Source organism: Candidatus Poribacteria bacterium, from assembly GCA_021295715.1.
In the GTDB taxonomy this organism is placed as follows: domain Bacteria; phylum Poribacteria; class WGA-4E; order WGA-4E; family WGA-3G; genus WGA-3G.
This window is the reverse complement of record JAGWBV010000010.1, coordinates 1-19,720: the sequence shown is the minus strand read 5'-3', so window position 1 is coordinate 19,720 and position 19,720 is coordinate 1. Positions and strand designations below refer to the sequence as shown.

Here is a 19,720-nt window from a genome sequence, read left to right as displayed (position 1 = left end):
TAATTACAGACTTTACTATATAAGTTTGAATCAAAAACGCGGCAGTGCAACAACGGCGCACTGCGGATATTCGAAGAGGAATGTCACAGTTGAAACCCCTCAGATCGAACGCTTGCGTTAGTTTAAAATTATGCCCAACGAGGATTTCTGCCGCCGAACCGCTGTTCGCTGATGTTCCACAATTCTGATAAGCCGAGTTGCCGGATGTGTTCCAGTCCGGACAGACACGGATCGTTTATATGGGTTAGCCATTGTTGGAGTTCCGCTTCGAGTTCTGCGCGTAGGTTTTGCGAGTCCTCGTCGTCAATGAGATTGTTCAACTGATACGGATCGTTATCGTTATCGTAAAGGAGCCATCCTGTTCCATCGTAATGACGGGCATAAGTGTAGCGATGCGTGCGGACACCACGCCATTCGCGGATACCGAAGTTGAAACCTTCACTGCCGTGCAAGGGGACTTCAAGCAGCACGGATTGTGGTTCGTCGATTGTGTTACCGAGCATCGCTTCTGAAAGGTCGATACCCTCCACACCCTCTGGAATCGGCAAATCGCACAGCGACAGCATGGACGGCATGAAATCGACAAGGCTTAGTAAGGTGTCGCGGGTAACACCTGCCGGAATTCTGCGGGGCCAACGCATCATAAAGGGAATACGACTGGATTCGTCCCATGGACGTTCTTTTCTGGTGTGTCCGTGACTACCGAGCATATCGCCGTGGTCGGATGTGTAGACAAGGATAGTATCATCAGCGATACCGATGTCGTCGAGCGCAGTCATCAAACGTCCGAGATTCTCATCCAGAGCTGTGATGTGCGCGTAGTAGCCGGAGAGATCCTCTCGTGTTGCGGGGGTATCCACCGCGTTCGGACGTAGCTGAATCTGATCTGGTGGATACATCGCTTTGTAGCGTTCTGGGACGTGTTCATACGGATTATGTGGCGGTCCCCAGCTCATATAGAGGCAAAAAGGCTCATCGGCATGCTCTCGGCAGTATTCAATCGCTTTATCGGTCTGGAACTCTGGTTCATATCCGTCAATCTGGAATCGATTTCCATCGGAGTCGTGATACGGCGCATTGAAGTAATCGTGATGACAATTCCACCCGATCCAATGGTCAAAACCGAACCGCATCTCAGGTGTGATGAACTTGTCCCGCGGCATGCCGCCGAGGTGCCATTTTCCGATATAACCTGTGGCATAGTCCGCTTCTTTAAAGACTTTCGCGATGCCGGTTTCCGTTAAAGGGAGCGGTAGATCGTTGGAAACGGCTTTGTGGTTCAACGGGTATTTACCTGTCATCAGGCAGCCACGCGCTGGTACACATATCGGGACGTTCGTGTAGGTATTGGGAAAAAACATCCCTTCCTGTGCGAGTTGATCCATCGCAGGCGTTTGGACTTGTGGGTTGCCTGCGCATCCGACATCACATTGGCGATGCTGGTCGCCGAAAACGAAGATTAAATTGGGTTTACGATTAGTTTCCATTTTTTATGGTTAAAGTTTTCGGTCATCAGTTTTCGGTTAAAGAGGCACTTTGTAACAATCTTCATAAACTTGGAATATTCCAGAAAGGGTGAATTGTTGCCAGAAACCTCTTGTTACCGACAATTAACAACTGATAACCGTTAACCACTCCTCTGCATCCAGGTATAAATTTGACGAAGTGTGTCCTCACTCTTTGTCCACAACGCCCTTTTCAGCGGCGAAACGACCTTTGTGTAACTGGCAAAGTCTGTTCGGACGGCGCGATACTGTTCCTTATGTGCAATTAACCCTGTGTTCTCTGGTGGCGATGCCCCGAAATCAACCCATTCGCATTGTTCACGACATGCTTGTGTGATAATGTGGTGAAAAATCGCGTTATTAGGGCGGTATTTCAAGAATGCTGGCACAGATGCTTCACACCACAGCGTTACTGTCTTATTGAAAAGTAGATAGAGCAGTCCTGCGATAATCGTACCGTTATATGTAGCGATGGCAAGTTTGGCGATTTTCCGCTCCAGAAGCGTCTCCATAAACGCACGCGGTTTTGGGGTGCCACCTAACCGTTTGACTGTCATAAGATACATGTCGTAAAAGGTGGATAAAGCCACTTCACTATCTGTGTCCGTGACTGTCACACCCGATTTCTCTGCCTTTCGGACCGCTCCCCTTACGCGTTTATTATAGGCGTGCCAGAGGGATTCAACACCCGCGTTTGTGTTCAATAGGTGTGTGAAGTAGTCTGTTCGTTCATAACCCATTTCAGCGAAAAGCTCAGCATCGGTCATGGCCTGATTAGGTGTGAGTGTCCAACGAATTTCACACCATCCCTTTGCCGTTGCTGCATCTTCGATGGAGCTTATCAGGGTTTCAGCGTTAATTTGCCCTGATTCGATAAGGTGTACACCCCCAAATAGATTCCACGGCATTGAGTGCCACAGACGGATGCCCGGTATCGGTTGAAAAACGAAGGCAGGCAGCCCACCTATTACTGAGTCATCTTGATTGATGAGTAGGTAAGTTGGAGTGAGCTGGCTGAATGCGCTTGCTAATGCATCCCGCCACGCGAGACTTTGAAAGGCAGTCGTATCCGGACATTGCCGAAGGGTGGCATCCCACTTATCCTGATTTTGAGGGGTCAAGGGGTCTAAAGTGTACACATGCCCATTAGAGTTATGCTGCCAATGCCGCGAAGAGTGCCTTAATGTAACCGACGGAATACGCTAATCCAACATCGCCTTCTAATTTCGGAATATGGTCAGCATTGATGCATCCGTCGAATCCGACCTTTTGGAGTTCACGGACGATTTTGAAAGCGTTCATATCGCCATCGTCAAGCAAGACTTCCTCAAACGCTCCGGCTGTTGCGAGGCTACCGCGGACGTTCCGTAGGTGAACCATGAAGATACGCCCTTTACGCCCGTAATTGTTGATTTCGTCAAGAACAATCGCACTACCACCGGCTTCCGCCCGAGTGCCGCAACAATAGAGATACCCAACGTTTCTGCTCGGAAAGGTATCCGTGACACGGTGGAAACCGAGACTACCGAGCGGTGTATCCGGGTTTGGCACATCTGAAGGATGGATGGCGAGTTTAATATCGCATTCATCGGCGATAGGGACGAGTGCTCCGTAGACTTCGGTAAAGCGTTTCCACCATTCGTCGAGAGCTTCCATCGTCGGTGTAGGTGGTGGATTTTCGGTTGCGGCACGGCTTTCACCGCGGGAGGTGTAGCCACCCCGATGGACGGATGAATAGCGCGTCATTAGATAGTCGAACGTATCGCCCCAAAATCTTTGGCGCGCAATAGGCACCCCTGCTTCCGCAAAGACTCGGAGGGCGTTACACGTGTTCTCTAATTCCTTTTCACCATCAGGTTGACCTTGCATAAACTTTTCTGTGATGTTCGGAAGTGTCACACGGTTGATGTCGAGTCCCCAAGAACGGATCTGCTTCTTAATTTTCAGGACTTCGTCCAAGTCGGGGTAACCCTGCTCTTCAACTCCCGGAAAGGCGTTACCACCTCCAAAGTCGATACAGTCTGCACCGAGTTGTGTAACCTGTTTGAGATAGCTATCAGAAAGTCCGCCATCCCAGACTGAAATTTTCATCTTTTAATTTTTCCTTGCGGTTAAATAACGGTTGTTTAGATTACTGTGTGCATTTCTTAAATCCGCCTGCGCCGTTGTTGCAGGCTATGTCATCTTCCAAATTGTACAGATTTTCAAACCCGGTACCTACATCACCGGAAACCCGCGCGTAATGTAATGGAGCGTGCGCGAAAACTTAATAGGTAAAAAAGCTGCGGTTTGGTGAAGTAGGTGTCGCTTGGGTATTTCTGCGGATTCCGCCCAGAGCATCGACATTTATCTCCATCTGCCATTAAAGGGGTAACGGAACCGGTTGCCCGCTTTCAACAGATTGGTATGCAGCTAATGCGATTTCAGCGGCGGCACGACCGTCTAAACCTGTGATAGGTGGTTGTGTATCGTTGCGAATTGCGTCTATAAAGACGCGAATCTCTTCTTGAACCGGCGGTGGCACTTCAATGTCTGCTATTTTAATCTGTCGTCCTTTACCCTCAAAAGGTTTAATCTCGATAGCGGCATCGCCACCCCAGATCTGTGGAAAATAGATAGAACCGCCTTCACAATCGACGCGTCCGCCATACCCACCGACAGCGGAGACATGACTGGAGTGAAGCAAACCGACCGCTCCGTTCGCAAACTGCAAGGAAGCAAGCACGACATCTGGATAGTCGCTTTTATCGGGTCCGTATTGTCCACCGGTGGCGTAGACAGTTGAGACATCGCCGCAGGTCCAACGCATAAAATCGACTTCATGGGCGTTGATTTCCATGAGACTCCCACCGGACTTCGCACGTTCCAATCGCCATGGCGTGTGACTGTATCCACTACGCCACGGTCCGCCGATGCGATGCACCTTCATACAAGCAGGGGCACCGAGTTCTCCGCTCTGCACAATTTCTCGAACGGTGGCATGCGTCGCGTGGTAACGACACACCAAACCGATGGTAAGTTTGACCCCGTTTTCCTCAGCAGCGGTAATCATCGCGTCGCACGCCTCTAACGTGGGAGCCATCGGTTTTTCCGAAAATACGTGTTTGCCTGCGTTTGCCGCATCGACAGCCATTTGTGAGTGCATAAACGGTGGAGACGCGATGAGGACCGCACGAATCCGATCATCGGCGAGTAAGTCGTGGTAATTGAGTGTGTAGGACGTCCCAAGGTCTGTGGCAAGTTTTTCAGCCAGTGCTTCCTGAACATCACTGACAGAGATAACCTCTATTCCTTCAACAGCGTGTGCACTGGTGGCAAGACTTCTGCCCATGCCGCCGCATCCGATAACGCCAACTCCAATCGTTTCCATTTTTAATTTATCGCCTCCTGGGCTGCGCTCCACATCGTTACGCGCAGGCTTCCAATTGCCATAAAAAACAGAGCACGTAGTCCGTAACGTAGTGGAAGACGGGTTTGAGAAAGGAACGTCAATTGTCAATCCCACGTTGTTTAACCGCAAGGGAAATTAAAAGGATTATCTCCGTCTTGCTTTGATATGTCCCCACGTAACGCTCAGATGGCTCGTGGAAGGACTGACATCGAGTCCTGTGGCTTTCATGTTGTTCTGTACCTCTGCTGCACTCAGGACGCGATCGTAAATTCGGAATTCGTCAATGTACCCTTGGATTGTGTCGCAATCGCATCCATCTGACCGATCCCCAATGCCGAGAAGAAGTCCTCCTTTTTCAATTGTCCCACCCTTCATGGCGTATTTTTTCTCCTGTTTTCCGTTCACATAATAGTGAACCGTTGCGCCATCATAGGTGCCTACAAGGTGCAACCACTCTTCAAGTGGGATGTCTTCCAGGACATTATCCTGTGCTGCCACCGTTGATTGACCTCCGGCTCTGATGAAGAAACCGTGTTGGTTATCGTCATCGTCATAATAAAGGCTCGCGACTGCACTGTTCGTTGGCATATCGTCAAGCGAGATGATCCGGTTCCAACTGTCATCTAATGCGTTGATATAGACCCAACATTCCAGAGTGATTTCTTCCCAATCACGGTCGATTGTCGCTGGATTTGAATCTTCAACGAGGAGGCGGTCAACACTGCCATCAAAAAGGACGCACTCCCCGACTTTACAGTCGCCAGCAGGTGCGAGTTCGGGATCCCCATGGACAGCGGCAGCGAGTCCTGACAAGAGATCTACCGCCTCGGTTTTAATTTTTACTGTGTCTTTGTCGAAGGACCAGTAAGCGATTAAACCGTCTTCAACCGCACCGACGATTGCGTCGGCGGGCTGTCCGTTCCATACAAGGAACACGAGAAGGAGAAGGGCGAACGCGCTTTTGGCATTCGCAAAGACTGTAAAGAACCGCGAATTTTCCACAAAATATTTGCTCTGAAAACGGGTGCTGTTCTGTAGACGCATGATCCGTTCCCTCCTTATATTGGTTATCGGTAATTGATAGATCGTTGTCGTCATCGCTGATGTTTTCACTTGCTATAAACTGATTGCTGATTGTTTTCACTGCGAAGCATGGTGATGGCTATTTAGGACAGATCGCGCATGGCACGTTCGCGCCGATCCGCGATTTGACGTTCACGTTCCTCGTCAGACATCTGACCGTGTTGTTCAGCAACAATAGGACGATATTCGGCAACCTCGCTTCTCCGTTTGAACACTCGGAAGAAATCGAAACGGGTTAAGGTTGGCGGTATATTCCCTGGGCACAAGGCGTGTACCCCGACATGGACCGAATTTCCCATGCCAACGTTCGTTTGTCCGCAGCTTTTCCATTGGATGCCGTCACTACTGGCAAAAGAAGAGAATTGGTTTCCTCTACGTTCTATACGTAAAAAGAGTTCTCGGACATTTCTGACCCCACTGCTGCGTCCGCGTAAGTTAAATGAGCGTCCGACATGCCGTTCAAATCGGACATCACCTCTAAAGGCATGCGGTCCCGAGGTTTTCTCAAGTCGAAGGAATCTGTTGGGATTTTTCCATACTAATAAGCCGCCGTGTTCCTTGAGTTGTGGAGAGATACGCATGCGGGTTTCAATAGCGAAATCTCCAGGGACTTCCATAAGGAGCCGTGGTGCACTCATATCGCCGCTTCTACCGTCAGGACCGTGCCAGAGGTCTTGCCCGGGTTCAGTCCGCATTTCCAGATAGCCTTGACGTTCTGCCCAGGAGCCGCCGCCTTTCGGGTCGTCCCATCGCCATTCTGGACGCATACGGTTTCCGATGAACTCATCTTCAAATACCATCTCTGTGAACTCACCGGAAGATGCCCATCCCTCAATCTTCACAGCGGAGATAGAATCCCCGAAGTTTTGAGGTAATAAATGGAGGTTCGGCAACTCCTTCTTATACTCCGAAGGTTCCATGCGTATGGGTAGGGGCATGCCCTCAAAGTCAGGGTGTTCGTAAAAGACAACCTCCGCACCATGTGGTGGGAAGTCTGGTCCTTTGAAGATACGGATAGACGAAATTCGGTCTTCAAACCAAGTTCCGCCTTGCGCGTCCCGTAGGTTGGCGATGTCGCGCAGGATAGTAATTTTTCTACCTCGGAATTCGACGTGCTCGTAACAGTCTACAATCAGCGGGATAGTGCCCCACTCCGGTCCAACCACTTCCAGTGTGGAACCGAAATTGATTGATGAGATTCTGTCGGCGAAGTTGTAAGCAGTGTCATGCAAGTTCGGGTAAAACCCTGGTCCGAGAGCCAACTTTTTACCGCGGAAGTTACGATGCTGGTAAAGGATAACTTTGTAATTCGGATTCGACGAGAAGTTCGGACCCTTGTAGACGCGAACAGAAGAAATATTGTCTTGAAATCCGATGTCTCGCGTAAAAGAAACGGGCTCTACAACATATCCCATTCTGCCCCGGAAGTTTGTATGTTGGAACACCTCAACAACGAGGCGCGGTATGATGACTGGCATTTCTTTCTCCTTTTATGGAAATTATACCAATTATAGCATAATTTGTTTTTGCTTTACATTCTTGTAAGTGTTGCTACAAATTCCGTGTGTGTTTTCCGTTGCAATGTGGGAAACTGAAAAGCAGTTTCCTATGTTTATTTATTTTTGTGTGTCTTCAAGAGTTGCCTCGTAGATTTGGGCATATCCACTGCGATCTGATGTGAATACAACGTGCTTGCCGTCCGGACTGAAAGATGGATGTGGGTGTGTATGCTGTGGGGCGTAAACCTGAATAGGACCGGCGGCATACGGAAAGGGACGACTCCAATGTTCGCCAAGAGATGAGGCGTTAGGATAGCATAACGTCTGTGGTTCACCGATACCGTCCCGTGAATTAAAAATTTGGATACCGATATCGGGGAAGTTCGTATCTGCTACCATAAATGTTCCTGTAGGGTTGCTTATAGCATGCCACGCGTTGAACGTTGCCACTTGTCGGACTATTCCGGTATCGGCGTTGACACATCTCACACCGCGGGGCCAGTCGACGAAAGCAAGTTCACGCGTCCCGGGAATCCATGTTTCATGTGTGATCCATTCATTTTTCTCAAGGTTCTGAGCATAGAGACGACGATTACCGCTTCCGTCGCGATGGATTACCCATACCCGATCCGTCAAGGGACCCGCATAGTAAAGTAGGTTGGAGTCGTCCGGACAGAATTGAAGGTGCCCGATACTATCTCTCCGTAAGATGATGTCGTGTTCGCCGGTGTCTGTATCGATAATAGCAAGTGCGGATTCTTTACCGATCTGGAATCTCACAGCCCACCATCGGTTATCGTGACTCAAAGTGGTCGTGCCCATAGCGGCGGCGACCATACCTTCATCTTGCATCGCGGTTGCGGCGAGATTGACGAGTTCGTGTGCCTCAAGCGTCTCTAAATCTACTTTCCATCCGCTTGTCCCTGCTGTGAAGTAGACGGCTTTTCCATCATGCGAGGGATGCACCGACCATTCCGAGATGTCAGGTCTGTCTGTTAATTGGCGAAGTTCACCCGTGCTTCTTTCTTCTGCGAATATTTGTGGTGTTCCGGTTCGATGTGAGACAAATATCAGCCGCTGCATTGCGTCGTCATACGCAGGTATAATGAAGAATGGATGGTGGTGCAGCGCGGACGCAGTCGTCACCTGCCGGATCTGTGTTCCCGTGCGTTGATCGATAAAGGATCGAGATTCAGGTGGGTGAATTGTCCCTTTCGCCATTTTTTAAATTTTCCTTGCGGTTCGGTTAGCGTGCTTTCGGGGATCACGTTCCTTATCGTAGATCTAGGGGAAATGTCCAAGCAAAAACCCTTCGACTTCGTTTCAGACTAAGTTTTTGGTGCTAATTTAACGTAGATTCGACATAAGCATTTAGATTGGAAATGCTGCGTATTCTCGCACGCGCAGCGTTAGTTTGTTGGGTTTTGCTACGTCTATTTTCCATGAATGTGTCACTGAACAGCAGGGATCACTGATAGACTAACGGGGCTTGGTCATTAACCGCTCTACCCGACCTAAGGAGCACTGCAGTTTTTATTAGGTCTGGCGGGGATGGTGCCCCGCCAGACCCATCATTGAACTTCTTATTCCTCAAACGCGGCATCAAAGGCGACAGCAGAGGGTTCAAAGTCATAACCCTTGACAGCCGCACACGATTCGCGTGCGCCGTGTTCTCTGTCCATGCCACTGTCTTCCCACTCAATAGAGAGTGGACCGTCATACTCCATGTGGTTGAGGGCACGGATAATTTCTTCAAAGTTAACGTTACCGCGACCGATGGAACGGAAGTCCCAATTTCTCCGGGCATCCCCGAAGTTCAGATGTCCACCAAATACCCCCGACAAGCGGGGTGTGTCTGCCCACCAGACATCTTTCATGTGGACGTGATAAATCCGATGACTCAGTCGTTCAAGGAATGCTACATAGTCGACGCCTTGATAGCCGAGATGGCTTGGGTCGTAGTTAAATCCGAACGCTTCTCTGCCGTTGACCGCTTCTATCGCACGTTCCGCAGTGACGATGTCAAAAGCAATTTCGGTGGGATGAACTTCGAGCCCAAATTTGACACCGACCTCATCAAAGACATCAAAGATCGGGTTCCAGCGGTTGGCAAAATCTTCAAAACCGGCATCAATTTGTGCTGGGTCGTTCGGAGGAAAAGAGTAAAGTAGATGCCATATCGAGCTACCGGTGAACCCATTGACGACACTTACACCGAGTTTCGCGGCTGCACGCGCGGTGTTTTTCATCTCTTCGGCGGCACGTTCCTGAACACCTGCGGGGTCTCCATCGCCCCAGATAGCCTCCGACAAGATACCTTGATGTCGGCTGTCAATATTATCACAGACTGCCTGTCCGACAAGGTGATTGCTGATTGACCAAACTTTGAGTCCGTATCTTGCGAGTAGATCGTGCCTGCCTTGGCAGTAGCTATCGTCTGCGAGTGCCTTGTCAACCTCAAAATGGTCGCCCCAGCAGGCGAGTTCTAAGCCATCATAGCCCCAACCACTTGCTTTTTCTGCTAATTCCTCTAATGTTAAGTCTGCCCATTGGCCTGTAAAGAGTGTTACAGGTCTTGCCATAGTGTGTCTCCTTGATAGTAGTCCATTGATTGTCGTAAATTCTAAAAATAGAAGGATGTTTCAGAGGATAGCAACTTCGTCCTCTGACAGTTTCCGAAACCGCTATAGGTTTTCCATCTGAGTCAGGATAAAGTTCATCCGCCTCTGTAGGGGCATAAGGGATATGCGTCCCTTCTTTATAGGTGTTCATCAGTATCCCTCCCATTTCTTGTGATGCCTGAATACACGAGCATTTTGTCCTATGTCATCTTACGAAAGGATTATGCCGGTGGCGTATACCTTGCATCGATCCACGCGCGTTGTTTACCACTATCTACAGCTGCATTAATGAAGTGCACGCCGCGTGCGCCATCTTGGACGGTTGGAAAATCTGTATCAAACTCAGTTGGGGTTTCCCCTGCGATTTTCGCTGCGATTGTCCGCGCTGCGTTTACATAGATATTTGCGAATGCTTCAATAAAAGCTTCTGGGTGTCCGAACGGTATCCGCGAATTGTGTTGCACGACTTCTGACAGATAATCGTTGCCGCGTTTATAAACCTGTTCGGGACCGTCGGGGAAGCGGACGTAGAGATAGTTCGGATTTTCTTGTTGCCATTCCAGCGACGCGTCGGTGCCGTAGACACGGATACGCAGATTGTTCTCTTCACCTACCGAAATTTGCGATGCATAAAGCACACCACGGACACCGTTTTCATAATGCACGAGCAGGTTTCCATCGTCTTCTAATAAGCGTCCCTCTACGAAAGTGGTCATGTCGGCACAAATTTCTTCGATGTCGAGTCCGGTGATATAGTGTGCCAAGTTCTCAGCGTGGGAACCGATGTCTCCGATACATGAGGATGCACCCGCTTGGTTCGGATCCGTGCGCCAGACGGCTTGTTTCGCGCCTTCGTCCTCTAAGAATGTAGCGAGCCAACCTTGCGGGTATTCAACGACGATCTTACGGAGCGTTCCGAGTTTCCCCGCTTTCACGAGTTCACGTGCCTGCTTCACCATCGGATAGCCTGTGTAGTTGTGCGTGAGTGCGAAAACGACATCGTGTTCTTTGACGAGGCTGCATAACGTTTCAGCATCGGCAACCGTTGTAGTCATCGGCTTATCACAGACGACGTGAAACCCGGATTCAATAAAGGTTTTGGCGACATCAAAATGGACGTGATTCGGTGTTACGATTGAGACGAAATCAATGCGTTCGCCATCGGGAAGTTGGCTCTCTTTCTCTGCCATCTCTTTGTAAGATCCATAGACCCGACTCGGATCGAGGAAGAGTTCAGCACCTTGCTGTCGGGATTTTTCGGGTGATGATGAGAACGCCCCAGCAACGAGATCGATTTCTCCATCAAGTGCAGCGGCTTTACGATGGACAGCACCGATGAAGGCATCCGGTCCACCTCCTACCATGCCGTAACGTATTTTCCTGTTCAGTGGCATCTTGCGTGTTTTCTCCTTTGCTTGTGTAAAATGGGAAACCTGTAAGTTTCGCCCTGTAAAGGTATTTTAATTCCAAAATACATTATCTCATATTTGGATACTTTTTTCAAGATTTTTGTTCAGAAGGATTCAGTCGTTAGCAGTCAATCAGGTCGCGATCTCGGTGACACGACTCAAACATAAGGATAAGAAAATGTGGCGAGTTTCAGAGTATTCAGAGTAAAATCTGAAAAAGGGTAGGTTTTCAAAAGTTCGTGAATATAGAAATGGCTGGATTTTTGAATGGTTTTGATAGGAGGTATTTGAAATGCTTACACTGAAACTTCAGACTCGGTTTTCAATCAGTTTTTATGGATAACAAATGTTAATTTATTTTAAACTAATTTGCTAAAAAGTTACGATTTGGTAACTTTTTTGTGTTTTGGGGAACTTGCTAAACTTGTCTGAGAATCCAATGTGTGCGTGGGTTTAGACGCATTTTTTTATTCGATTCTTCTGTACGAACAAAAAATAATTTGGCAGAAAGTGTAACATTTTGCGAATCAGCGATAAATCGCTTTACTGTTATTCTTACGGGGAAGTTAGCAGTGCGGCGATGTCTTCCGGTAGTTTAATCTCATGTTTCTGCTCAAGGGCGGCAACGTTTTCGTATTCTTTGCGAAACTGTTCAATGATGATATTTTCCTGCTTGTCTCTGGCAGTTGTCAAATCTTCTTTGGCTTTTTCCCATTTTTTCAAGCGTAAGAATACCATACCCCGATTGTAGTATGGCTCTGCCAAATCAGTGTTACGCTCTATCGCCGCGTCATAATCTTTGATGGCACGTTCATACTCGCCTTTTTTCCTGTAAACATTACCACGATTGTTATAGGGATGGACGAGGTTTGGTCTCAGTTCTATGGCTTTGGTATAATCTTTGATGGCGAGATCAAATTCTTGTTTTTCATAGTAAACAATACCACGGTTGTAGTAGGCATAAGCAAAACTGGGGTCAAGTTCTATTGCTGTGTTATAGTCTTCAATAGCCCGATCTATTTCACCTGTGAGTTTATACGCTATTCCGCGATTGTTGTATGCTTCTGGTAAATTTGGGTCAAGTCTTATCGCTATATTGCAATCTTCAAATGCGCGATCATAGTCACCTTTGATGCGGTAAGCTGCCCCTCGATTGCTGTATGCCTCGGCGTAGTTTTCTTTGCGTCTAATAGCCGTGTTAAAGTCTTCAATGGCGCGGTCAATTTCGCCTATATTACCATAGGCAATACCTCGATAGTTATAGCCTTGGGCAAAAGTAGGTCTTCGTTCAATCGCTTTGTTAAAGCGCTCAATGGTGATATCGTAAGGGGTCTGTTCTGCTTGAGTCTGCATGTTTTATGTCTCCCTCTCCTTATTGATTTGAGACGATTCAAGCTGAAAGTCATCTTCCCTCTGCTGCGTTTCGGCATCGTAAACTTCTATGCATTCTTTCAGGTGGGTGTTCTGGTCTCTGATAAACCCGTGAAGATCGTTGTAGACGGTCTGTGTTGAGATACCGTGCTGTTTTTGCAAATGATCTAATATCGGCTCTTTAAGCAATTGAGGAATGTGAATTACATCGTACGGCTCTGACTCAAGGAAACCTTTGGGAGGTCGCACGAATATGCTTTTCTGGGCTATGACGCGGTTTCTTGGATTCTGTGGTTCCCTAATTTTGTACTCTTCATTTATCTCTTCCGTTCTTTGAAATAAAATTATCCTGCCGGGTTGGTCAAGGAAGCCGTCACATGCGAAGAAAAGGGCTATATGGTTGTCGGTTGTAAAGTCTATAAGATTGGTATGACCACCGTGATGTTGAAGTTCGGTCAGGATTTCAAAAGGATCTGTTTCGTGGGTATAGTCTTTCGCTGCTTCGAGCATTCGCTCTTGGATGGCTTCTATATCAAATTCCTCTGTCCCAATCTCTTCCCGACATTCACGCCACAGACTTGAGGAAACTTCTTCATAGTGTTGCGGTTCGCCGCGATAGATGAAATCACCATCGGCGGTTGTTTCTGCTATCCTACCGATTATCTCTAAAATCCCGTTCAGTTCGGTTTCTTGTGTGTTCAAACGCTGTTCTCCACGATATGAATTCTCTTTCATGTTAAATCATAGCATGTATGTGGCCGTTTGTCAATTTCAATTTATGAAGCAGTCGGAATCGTGGATTATGCGGATTACACGGATTTCGCGGATTGACCCTCTGTAACATCAGGTGAGCCACTAAGAGGACAGTTTTTTGTTTTTCTACTATGACCGCAGGGAAATTAGCAGTGCGGCAATCTCGTTTGGTAGTTTAACGTTATGTTTCTGCTCAAAGTCGGCAACGTTTTCGTATTCCTTCTTGCGAAATATAGCGAAATGCTGCGAAATATAGCGAAATGTTGCGAAGGAGGAGGAAGTCCACCTCAATGTGTATGAAGATATAACCGAGGCGAGAGAACGCATCGGTCCTTTTATGACATAGGTGTATCACCAGAAACGCCACATTCGGCGTTACGGTATTTAACACCTGCCGAATTTGAGCAACAAACCTTGTCTTAACTTTGCTAATTTTTGGTCTGAATTAACGTTGCCACTTCAGGTTCTACTTCTCGAATGGCATTCCAATCAATCACCGCGGTCCACAATTTTTCTGCTTCTGAGTAGTGAGCAACACCCTCAACCTCCAACTCTTCGCTATAGATGATAAGGGATTGTCCCTCTTGCAGCACAATGCCCTGACGTTCGAGATCTGCTGCTGTCCCAGCGCAGTTCAACCGCACCCGACCTTTTACGTCTGCGTTGTGGAAGTCTGCGAAAACTCTTGATTTGTTCATCTTCTTTCCCATTCAGGATTTGGGACTGTCGGTGTAAGCAGTTTGCTAACTTGTCCAGTCGTAAGTCCTGATCAAGTTATCTGCTAAGAGGAGGGATTTTTGTTTTTCACAATAAGTAGTTTTGGACTCGAAAAATCTATGTTAAGCGCCAAATTACTTATTGTATAATGGTTGGTATTAAACTTATGGCAACACCTAAAACTAAGCCTAAGAATATAAACACGCCTGGGGCAATAATGTGCCGCATCTTATTACGTCTTTTTAGTTTTTTGGTTAAGTTTTTTATTTCATTTTCACATTCTCGTTGTGATCCGTATGAATATATGGATGAATCTTTGTTATTAGGAGACATTTCTGTCACTATGCAGTGACTTCCTTTTTGTCGGTATGATTCCTCAAGTGTGGCTGTTGTTGACGCGTAAATTCGTTGAGCCTTTTCAAGGTCTACAAAATGATGAGTGATTTCCTGATCTCCTAATGACTTTGTTGGTATAAAGAATGTCATTATTATCGTCTCCTTCTAATTTGATATAGGATTCAAAACCTTAATTATGTAAGGTGTGCTGCCCCCGCGAACAAGCGATGCCACTTTTTAGTGTAGCCAGCTTCTCGTGTCTATTGCACACCCATAAGTCCAAAACTACTTATTGCGTTTTGTTTTACTGCTATACCTGCGCGGGAGTTAGGAGTGCAACGAGGTCCGCTGGCATTTGAATATCATATCTCTGCTCAAAATCTGTAACGCTCGCGTAAGTGTTACGAAATAAAGTAATGATATCTACTCCCATGTTTCGGGCAATCGTCAAGTCCGATTTGGCTTTTTCCCACTCTTTGAGGTGTAATAGTGCGATAGCGCGATTGTTGTAAAACAGAACGTTATCTGCTTTGATCTGTATAGCTCGGTCATAATCTTCAATAGCGCGTTCAATTTCGCCTTTTTGACGGTAAGCGTAACCACGATTGTTATAGGCATCGGCGGAATTTGGATTGAGTTGTATAGTTTGGTTATAGTCTCGGATGGCAAGGTCAACCTCATTTTTTCCGTCATACGCAACACCACGATTGTAGTAAGCCATGGAAACAACAGAGGTATCCGCTGGATCTAATCGTATAACTTCAGTGTAGTACTCAATGGCATCATCTAAATTATCATTTTGGTGAGTTTCAATACCGCGTTGCAGATAGTCTTGGGCATCGGGTTCAATGTAAGATTTGTTGTGGGCATGTAAGCGAGCGAATCCATCGAAATCTGGATAAATATTAGCTTCGGTGATACCTGATATTTTATCCAGAGCGATTAGGATGTTTTGCTTGCTATTTTTATCAATGACACATTCAGCCCCTGCTTCAATTTGGGCCCCACTAAATACAAAGACAGACTGTTGGGCGATAATGCGATTGTTCTGGAGTTTGGGTTGCCATTGATAGAGGGGATATCTACCGTTTTTGTCCGGTTCGAGAAAATAGTCAATATCTTCTTTTATCAATTCGGGATTCACCGTTTTCAAACGGACCATATCATCGTGTCGGACAGCGAATACTTTACCATTTGCTTCTCTTTGGGATCCTTGCTGACAGGCGAACCAGAGCGCGACCAATGCACTACGCGTGAAGTCTATTAGACAGGTGGCTGCGCCGAAATGCTGAAGTTCTGCCAGTAGTTCAAGATCAGGAAGTTGTCTGCCATCTCTCTGGTCGTGTCCCAGACTTCGTGCTTTTTCTATCAAATCCTTGTTGATTTTTATCAACTTTTTTGGATCGTTTCTGTCGATTTCTCGGAGGCGACGATAAGCGGATGCCTCTATTTTGTCCATCGCTAAATTGTGCCGCCCATTCTATAAACTCGTTTATGGTTTTAGCAGTGATGTTATTTTTATCTTCCAAAATGATTATTTGTTCCCGTTCAGGTTTTGCTTTTGTTTGAATTTAGATGAAACGGATCAGTGGGTTCGGATCAATATCCCACTATAACAGCGGGACATCTTGAGTTTTCAAAAGGCGGGTTATTCAGAGAGTTGGCAAGTGCCATTAACTTCAAAGGTATGGGGTTCAACGTTCATAAACCGTTTGTGTCGCCGTCCTTTAAATTTGACTTCTACTTGTTCAGAATTCAAAAGTTTCAAATCAAATTGAAGTATCTCCTCAACTGTATTTGAAAGTTTCAGGTAAAGAATAGATGTTAAACGGGCAAACTTCTCAAATTGACTTTGGCTTTTCCCGATAAAGCGATATAAGGATGGGATGGGTGAGGCAGAAATTTGAAATCCGTTCCCTCCACGAATAAACATTTCCAATGTAACTTCATTGAATAAACCCGTGGGGCCTGTTCGGTTCTGGAAATCTGGTGGGAGGTCGCCTAATTTCTCGTCAAGCAGGATGCGCCTTGCACGCATTTCAGCCATCGTGTCTGGTGAAAGACTGCCAAATGTCATTTCACCAAGGGGATTCGCATTTTGTCTGTGTCTTTCTTCTTTGAAAACAACTTTCCAAACGATTTGAGAACCGGATGCAGTTTCTACAATTTCCTGGGGTTTTACCCACGCGGCATCTTCTCTGAGCGCAAGTGCAATGTGAACATCCCTTGCAAATGTATCATTGATATGCCTTCTTAATGTGCGGAGAAAAGCAGTTTCTTCAGGGGATTCTGGAAGCAGTTCAAGCGAAATTTCTGTTGAATCCCAACGTGCATTTTGAACTGGAATGAAATACGACTTTCGATCTTCAGAAATTAACAAGACATATTCAGTTGTGTCTTTCTCAGCGACACTGGAAGTAATTCGATCCGTTGCAGCGGTTTTTGGTATTGTACCCGATAACTTCTTATCTAAAGCCTCATACACTTCTTCAATAGTCATTGAACGTAAATCCAGATACCCGACTGTGGGAGGAATGCCCGGAATCTCTGTATCGTCGAGGCGAACTGGCAAAATGTACTCACGGTTTTCTTGAAATGCCTTGGCTTGTGCAAGCTGGCGTTCATGGTTGGTCCATAACTTTCGCTCGTAGTGCTTAGACAGAAACATCACACAATAACGCGCTCGGTCTTTGTAAACCGATGATAGGTAATCATAGAGGTTCTTTCCCCAAAGATCAGATAACTCATTTTCGTCGTAAAAGGGTTTATATCCACCCGCTTCAAGAAGAGCTGATAATGCCTTGGCATATTGTCGATCTTCTCCGGCAAATGACAATGCGACATCGTATTTTTGCATTTTTGGCACCCTTTAAATCCTTGCAGGCTGTATCTTCTGGGCAGTCCCCGATTCAGACACTTCGCTTCGTTTCTTTCCCCACAATGTGAATTTCCTCTGTTAACGTGAGTTTGATAATAAAATGTGAGTTCGCTTTAATCACTTTTCATCTGTAAAAAAGGTGGATTATTGTAGCATAAACTGTTAGTTTGTGCCGTTTTTTGCCAAGACTGACAGAGGACGCTTCGGGTGAAAACTTTTTTCAAACTCACGTTCTGTTATTAAATCATACCATGTACGTACCCCGTTTGTCAATCTCGATTTTGTGAAGGAGTCTGAATCGCAGATTATCACGGATTACGTGGATGACGCTGAGAGATTCAAAACCTTCTTACACTCCAGCGGGGTAGTAGTTCACATACCCGCTTACACGGTGTAGTTCTCACCTTAAGTCCATCTTTGGAAAACACCATATCATCTACCGAGTAGTTCTGCCCAATCCGCCGAAAACGCTGGCTTTAAGTGCTGGATCCTTTACCTCTTGTCGTGAATATGTCTTACTTGCGAAGGGAGTAGTTTTATATACACTCACAGCTGCGATATAAAGCGCACGGTGGTCGCAGGTGAGTGACTTCTTGTTCACAAAACGCCAGTTCACTGAAGCGTTGCGCGCTTTCTGAAATATGGCTTCAGTACTATCCCAACCCTCACCCAGTGCTATTTCAGATGCTGACTTCAGTTTGTCAAATTCCTTTTGTATTTTTTCTTTAGACTCCATCTTCAATTTTCTGTACAAATTGTAAAGGTCGTGGGTATTCTTAAATGTACGACCTTCTCGTTTTATTTTGTATTTCAGCAACAATTCGGCACAATGACCACTAATAATAATGGAAGAAGTTATAGTACCAGGAACAAGTGCCTCTGGATCCTCCTTTTTCCATTCGGAACTACCGAATTCAATAAGGGCTTTGGCAGACATCAACATACCAGGCACCAAAACGGCGATGGATTCCTCATTAATAAGTGGGTGATCTTGTTTATTTTTCGTAGTCATCAAACAAATCTCCTTGATTCGCTTTCAGGGGTTTTGTCTAAAAAACGATCTTATAGGGCAAGACAGAAAATATTCTTAAACGCACCTCCTTGCCGCAGGTTCATTTAAGATTTACTATGTTCCAGGGAAAAGAGCCAAACTTGTTTCTCCGTAGATTGTGCTAGCGAAGGCCCCCTTGAGCCAAACAATATTTCTTCGAGCGAGGCAAAATTATGGATCCTGTCTGAGGTGTGAACACCATAGATGAGTGCTTGTCAGAATCGCTGATTATACGGATGGTGTGGGTTACGCGGATTGAAGGGGACGTATCCTCCAATGTGATGGTGAGTCAGACAGTTTTCTAATCGCTTCAGTCGGGTGATGACGTAGCTTACTTATATTGGCCAAATACAAGTCGAACGATAAATTATCATATTATTCCATGTAGCCTTTTTCCACATGGGTGTTCTTTTATCATCATCCACATACTTAACTGAATCACTCAATTTATCGTATACCGCTTTAGTCAGGCGTGAAGGGTGCCGTGATGAGCCCAAACACAATTTCGCTGCGTAATTAGCTGCACGTCCAACCCAAACAAGGTCATTTGATTTTCGTATTCCAGTGCGCGCTACGAATAGTTTGCTGGTATCAATACCCACAACCTGTTTAACACGGTACTTCGTTTTGGGATGGCGTTTCTTTAGAATAGGATTGATAATTTCGGTAACTGTGTAATTTATTTTTAGTGCTGAACGGGCGGCACGCGTGTCTTTTTCGTCTCCGATATACACTGCCATGATACGATCGCCGTCGTAAGAAGTGATGATACCATCCTCAGACCGTATGATTTTAGCAGCACAACTGAGATATGCCTTATATATCTTAGCTGCGAATTTCGATTTGTAGGAATCCACGAGGTTTGTAGAATCGTCAAGGTCCGCATAAAGAATGGTTCCGTCTAACTCTACGGCGTTATTGCCTAACCCTAACTCTTTTGGCTCAGGGACTTTTCTGCCCTTTCGGGTATTCCAAGTCTCACGGAATATTTTCCGAACTGCTTTGGTAAAATCTTTGCCTAAACTCATTTATAGTGTCCATTAGAATTAAAAAGACATTTTTTGTATTTTGTAATAGAATGTGTCTATTATGGCATATTCAACAGA

17 protein-coding genes are annotated in these 19,720 nt (G+C 46.3%); all 17 read right to left on the bottom strand.

Going from position 1 to position 19,720, the window contains the following annotated elements; genetic code table 11:
• Positions 1-128: 128 nt before the first annotated feature.
• Complete coding sequence (locus J4G07_04800) at positions 129-1,487, bottom strand: sulfatase (protein ID MCE2413299.1); 1,359 nt, start codon at positions 1,485-1,487, stop codon at positions 129-131.
• Between the two features lie 140 nt (positions 1,488-1,627).
• Positions 1,628-2,644 (bottom strand): GNAT family N-acetyltransferase, encoded by a 1,017-nt coding sequence (locus J4G07_04795; protein MCE2413298.1) that lies wholly within the window; start codon positions 2,642-2,644, stop codon positions 1,628-1,630.
• A gap of 13 nt (positions 2,645-2,657) precedes the next feature.
• Complete coding sequence (locus J4G07_04790) at positions 2,658-3,596, bottom strand: mannonate dehydratase (GenBank protein ID MCE2413297.1); 939 nt, start codon at positions 3,594-3,596, stop codon at positions 2,658-2,660.
• Positions 3,597-3,867: 271 nt separating this feature from the next.
• Complete coding sequence (locus J4G07_04785) at positions 3,868-4,875, bottom strand: Gfo/Idh/MocA family oxidoreductase (GenBank protein ID MCE2413296.1); 1,008 nt, start codon at positions 4,873-4,875, stop codon at positions 3,868-3,870.
• A gap of 165 nt (positions 4,876-5,040) precedes the next feature.
• Positions 5,041-5,940: a LamG domain-containing protein gene (locus tag J4G07_04780; GenBank protein MCE2413295.1), complete on the bottom strand. Its 900-nt coding sequence runs from the start codon at positions 5,938-5,940 to the stop codon at positions 5,041-5,043.
• A gap of 122 nt (positions 5,941-6,062) precedes the next feature.
• Positions 6,063-7,457, bottom strand: a complete 1,395-nt coding sequence (locus J4G07_04775) for a DUF1349 domain-containing protein (protein ID MCE2413294.1) — start codon at positions 7,455-7,457, stop codon at positions 6,063-6,065.
• Positions 7,458-7,595: 138 nt separating this feature from the next.
• Entirely contained in the window at positions 7,596-8,699 is a 1,104-nt protein-coding gene (locus J4G07_04770; GenBank protein ID MCE2413293.1) for a PD40 domain-containing protein, read from the bottom strand.
• A gap of 362 nt (positions 8,700-9,061) precedes the next feature.
• Complete coding sequence (locus tag J4G07_04765) at positions 9,062-10,060, bottom strand: sugar phosphate isomerase/epimerase (GenBank protein MCE2413292.1); 999 nt, start codon at positions 10,058-10,060, stop codon at positions 9,062-9,064.
• Positions 10,061-10,320: 260 nt separating this feature from the next.
• Positions 10,321-11,493, bottom strand: a complete 1,173-nt coding sequence (locus J4G07_04760; GenBank protein ID MCE2413291.1) for a Gfo/Idh/MocA family oxidoreductase — start codon at positions 11,491-11,493, stop codon at positions 10,321-10,323.
• Between the two features lie 570 nt (positions 11,494-12,063).
• A complete protein-coding gene (locus J4G07_04755; GenBank protein ID MCE2413290.1) occupies positions 12,064-12,861 on the bottom strand; it encodes a tetratricopeptide repeat protein in 798 nt (265 codons plus the stop codon).
• 3 nt (positions 12,862-12,864) lie between these two features.
• A complete protein-coding gene (locus tag J4G07_04750) occupies positions 12,865-13,581 on the bottom strand; it encodes an FRG domain-containing protein (GenBank protein ID MCE2413289.1) in 717 nt (238 codons plus the stop codon).
• A 479-nt stretch (positions 13,582-14,060) separates the two neighbouring features.
• A complete protein-coding gene (locus J4G07_04745; GenBank protein ID MCE2413288.1) occupies positions 14,061-14,330 on the bottom strand; it encodes a hypothetical protein in 270 nt (89 codons plus the stop codon).
• Between the two features lie 157 nt (positions 14,331-14,487).
• A complete protein-coding gene (locus J4G07_04740; protein MCE2413287.1) occupies positions 14,488-14,835 on the bottom strand; it encodes a hypothetical protein in 348 nt (115 codons plus the stop codon).
• 160 nt (positions 14,836-14,995) lie between these two features.
• Positions 14,996-16,144 (bottom strand): tetratricopeptide repeat protein, encoded by a 1,149-nt coding sequence (locus tag J4G07_04735; GenBank protein MCE2413286.1) that lies wholly within the window; start codon positions 16,142-16,144, stop codon positions 14,996-14,998.
• Between the two features lie 189 nt (positions 16,145-16,333).
• Entirely contained in the window at positions 16,334-17,542 is a 1,209-nt protein-coding gene (locus J4G07_04730) for a TIR domain-containing protein (GenBank protein MCE2413285.1), read from the bottom strand.
• A gap of 457 nt (positions 17,543-17,999) precedes the next feature.
• The gene (locus tag J4G07_04725) at positions 18,000-18,575 is read right to left on the bottom strand and encodes a HEPN domain-containing protein (GenBank protein MCE2413284.1); all 576 of its coding nucleotides are present in this window, start codon (positions 18,573-18,575) and stop codon (positions 18,000-18,002) included.
• 374 nt (positions 18,576-18,949) lie between these two features.
• Positions 18,950-19,642: an adenylate/guanylate cyclase domain-containing protein gene (locus tag J4G07_04720; protein MCE2413283.1), complete on the bottom strand. Its 693-nt coding sequence runs from the start codon at positions 19,640-19,642 to the stop codon at positions 18,950-18,952.
• Between the last annotated feature and the right edge of the window lie 78 nt (positions 19,643-19,720).